We start from the raw sequence: 3,414 nt of genomic DNA, 5'->3' as shown, positions 1-3,414 counted from the left end.
TCGGGAGCGTTGGCCGGACTGGCGGGTATCGCCGAGGTCTCGGGCGCCGTGGGTCAGCTGCGGACGAGCATTTCACCGGGCTATGGATTCACTGCAATTATCGTCGCGTTCCTCGGAAGGCTCAATCCGTTGGGGATAATTGCTGCGGGATTGGTGCTCGCTTTGTCTTATTTGGGAGGCGAGGCGGCACAGATTTCATTGGGTATTTCGGAAAAATCGGCGCGTATCTTTCAGGGCATCATCCTGTTTTTTGTCCTCGCCAGTGACAGTCTGATTTATTATCGCATCCGGATTGTGTCGCGCTTGAGCGATACAGCGTATAGAGCGAGGTAAGGCCATATGGAAGCGTTCTGCCGGAGGAAATTCGCGGACAAGGTCGAGGGGTTTGGCGAGGCCGATGTTTACCCATCGGACGAAGCCGAAGCCCGAAGGATTTGGCCCGAATTAACCCGGCCCTTCGGGTTTCCGGCTGGCGGCCAACCACTTTGTCAGGAGGCTTCGTCCGATGAACCACATCGACCTCGCCACCTTCCTAGTGGATTGTCTCGCCATCCGGGAAACAGAACGGTTCCATATGGCCTTACCTCGCTCAGGGGCGCGTGAAATGACAATGTTCGAGGCCATACTTCTGACAGTGGCGACAGCGGCGACACCGCTGCTTATTGCCGCGTTGGGTGAACTCGTCGTCGAGCGGTCCGGTGTTCTCAATCTGGGTGTTGAAGGCATGATGGTCATGGGTGCCGTGACGGGTTTTGCGGTTGCGCAATACACTGGTTCGGCCTGGCTGGGCATGTTCGCGGCGATCCTCGCCGGGGCTGCGTTTTCATTGCTGTTTGGTTTCTTGACCTTGACGCTGATCACCAACCAGGTGGCGACCGGCCTCGCACTCACGCTGCTTGGCCTTGGCGCTTCGGCGATGATTGGTGAAAGCTTCGTCGGCCTTCCGGGTGTAAGGATGGATTCGCTGTATATACAGGGGCTTACGGATATCCCTTATGTCGGCAAGGTCCTGTTTGGACAGGATCCCATTTTCTACATTTCCATCCTGCTGACGATTGGCGTGGCATGGTTTTTGTTCAGGACGCGCGCAGGTTTGACGTTGCGCGCTGTGGGCGACAATCACACATCGGCGCACGCTCTGGGTGTACCCGTCGTTCGCATTCGCTACCTTGCCGTGATTTTCGGCGGGGCCTGTGCTGGCTTGGCCGGCGCACAGCTCTCACTCGTCTACGTGCCGCAATGGGTGGAGAACATGACTTCGGGCAGAGGCTGGATAGCGCTGGCCTTGGTGGTTTTCGCCTCGTGGCGGCCGTGGCGGATCCTCGCTGGAGCCTATCTTTTTGGAGCTGTAACCATCGGCCAACTGCACGCGCAGGCGCTCGGCATCGGCGTTCCTTCGCAATTCATGTCGTCGCTGCCCTATCTTGCAACGATCATCGTCCTTGTGCTGATTTCGCGCAACAAACGCCTGACATTGATGAACACGCCGACATCGCTCGGCAAACCCTTCGTGCCTGATCGCTAGGACACGGACACAAAGAACAGTTTGAACGATTTAACAGAAGAGGTGAACCTGATGAAAAAACTGATGATGGCGCTAACGATAGCCGCCAGCTTTGCCGTGGCGGGCCCCGCCTTGGCCGCCGACAAATTGAAGATCGGCTTTATCTACATCGGGCCGCCTGGTGATTTTGGCTGGACGTACCAGCACGACCAGGGCCGCAAGCAGCTTGAGAAAGAACTGGGCGACAAGGTCGAGACAACCTTCCTCGAAAACGTGCCTGAAGGCGCCGATGCGGAGCGCTCCATTGAGCGGCTCGCTCGTGCTGGCAATAAGCTGATCTTCACCACGTCGTTTGGTTATATGGATGCGACGGTCAAGGTTGCGCAGAAGTTTCCGGACGTCAAATTCGAACATGCAACGGGCTACAAAACCGCTGAGAACGTCTCGGTCTATAATTCGCGCTTCTATGAAGGCCGCTACGTGCAGGGCGTGATTGCAGCAAAAATGTCGAAGGCTGGTGTTGCCGGTTATATCGGCTCTTTCCCTATTCCTGAAGTGGTCGAGGGCATCAATTCATTCATGCTCGGCGCACAGTCGGTCAATCCGAATTTCAAGGTCAAGGTCATCTGGGCGAATGCCTGGTTCGATCCCGCCAAGGAGGCTGATGCCGCCAAGGCACTGATCGATCAGGGTGTTGATATCATCACTCAGCATACGGATTCGACCGCTGCGATGCAGGTTGCAGCGGAACGCAAGATCAAGGCTTTCGGGCAAGCTTCAGACATGATCAAGTTTGGCCCGGAAACACAGCTGACATCGATCGTCGACAATTGGGGTCCGTACTATATCGAACGCGCCAAGGCGGTGCTGGATGGAACCTGGAAATCGCACAATGTGTTCGAAGGCATGAAGGAAGGGCTCGTCGTGATGGCGCCTTACATGAACATGCCGGATGACGTGAAGAAGCTTGCCGAAGAAACGCAGGCCAAGATCACCTCAGGCGAACTCAAGCCTTTCACCGGCCCGATCAAGAGGCAGGACGGTTCGGAATGGCTGAAAGCCGGAGAGACGACTGACGACAAGACCATTCTGAGCATGAATTTCTATGTCGCGGGTGTGGACGACAAGCTGCCGAAATGAGGACAAGTGACCTGTGTTGAAAAGGAAAGGGCGCCTATGGCGCCCTTTTTGTTGTCACGATTGAATCGATCACTCCGCTTCGTCGGCAGACCCTGCATTCAACAAGCCATAACGTTCTGCACCGATGGAATTGAGCAGATCGATCTGCGTCTCGAGGAAGTCGACATGACCTTCTTCGTCCTTGAGCAGTTCGTCGAACAATTCCTTGGAGACATAATCACCAAGCTGATCGCAAATCTCGCGGGACAGTTTGTAGGATTTCACCGCATCGTACTCACCGGCGAGGTCCGCCTCGAGCACTTCCTTGACGTTCTGGCCAATGCGCAGCGCGCCGACGGACTGCAGATTTGGATGACCTTCGAGGAAGATGATGCGCTGGATGATCTTGTCGGCGTGATGCATCTCTTCGATGGATTCCGCACGTTCCTTCTTGGCCAGCTTCGTGAAGCCCCAATCGTCCAGAAGGCGATAATGCAGCCAATATTGATTGACGGCGCCTAATTCGAGAAACAATGCCTCGTTAAGCCGCTCGATGACCTTTGGTTCGCCCTTCATGTCGTGAACTCCCGTATTCGTGACGCAATGACCGGACACGGTCGATGAACGAAACTGCATCAGAATCGTCTGAACCATGCCGGAGATGATATTCTTCCGTCACCTTTATGATGGTTTCAACGACATTTGGGAAGCAACCGCAGCAGCGGCCGCGTTTCTTCATGGCATGGTAAACTTTGGCGGGAACAACGAGCTGCCACGGGTCAGCATCGAGA

Annotated in this window: 5 protein-coding genes; 3 read left to right on the top strand and 2 right to left on the bottom strand. The window is 55.4% G+C overall.

The window, feature by feature from the left end:
• The 3 genes from ACXJ5O_RS22165 to ACXJ5O_RS22155 form a co-directional block, all read left to right on the top strand.
• Positions 1 to 333: ABC transporter permease subunit (locus ACXJ5O_RS22165; RefSeq protein WP_457301779.1), on the top strand; the 333-nt coding region annotated here is incomplete at its 5' end.
• A gap of 271 nt (positions 334 to 604) precedes the next feature.
• Positions 605 to 1,525, top strand: coding sequence for an ABC transporter permease (locus ACXJ5O_RS22160; RefSeq protein WP_183660709.1), 921 nt, complete (start codon positions 605 to 607; stop codon positions 1,523 to 1,525).
• Positions 1,526 to 1,576: 51 nt separating this feature from the next.
• Complete coding sequence (locus tag ACXJ5O_RS22155; RefSeq protein ID WP_457301778.1) at positions 1,577 to 2,644, top strand: BMP family ABC transporter substrate-binding protein; 1,068 nt, start codon at positions 1,577 to 1,579, stop codon at positions 2,642 to 2,644.
• Positions 2,645 to 2,713: 69 nt separating this feature from the next.
• On the opposite strand, the gene bfr is transcribed toward ACXJ5O_RS22155, so the two are convergent.
• Both bfr and ACXJ5O_RS22145 read right to left on the bottom strand, forming a co-directional pair.
• Positions 2,714 to 3,199: a bacterioferritin gene (bfr, locus tag ACXJ5O_RS22150; protein WP_112527101.1), complete on the bottom strand. Its 486-nt coding sequence runs from the start codon at positions 3,197 to 3,199 to the stop codon at positions 2,714 to 2,716.
• Positions 3,165 to 3,414, bottom strand: a 250-nt coding sequence (locus tag ACXJ5O_RS22145; protein WP_457301777.1) for a (2Fe-2S)-binding protein, incomplete at its 5' end; no start/stop codon positions are given. The genes bfr and ACXJ5O_RS22145, both read right to left, overlap by 35 nt.

This window comes from Phyllobacterium sp. P5_D12 (assembly GCF_054049495.1).
Note: the sequence above shows the minus strand (reverse complement) of the source record. Positions and strands in the feature narration are given on the sequence as shown.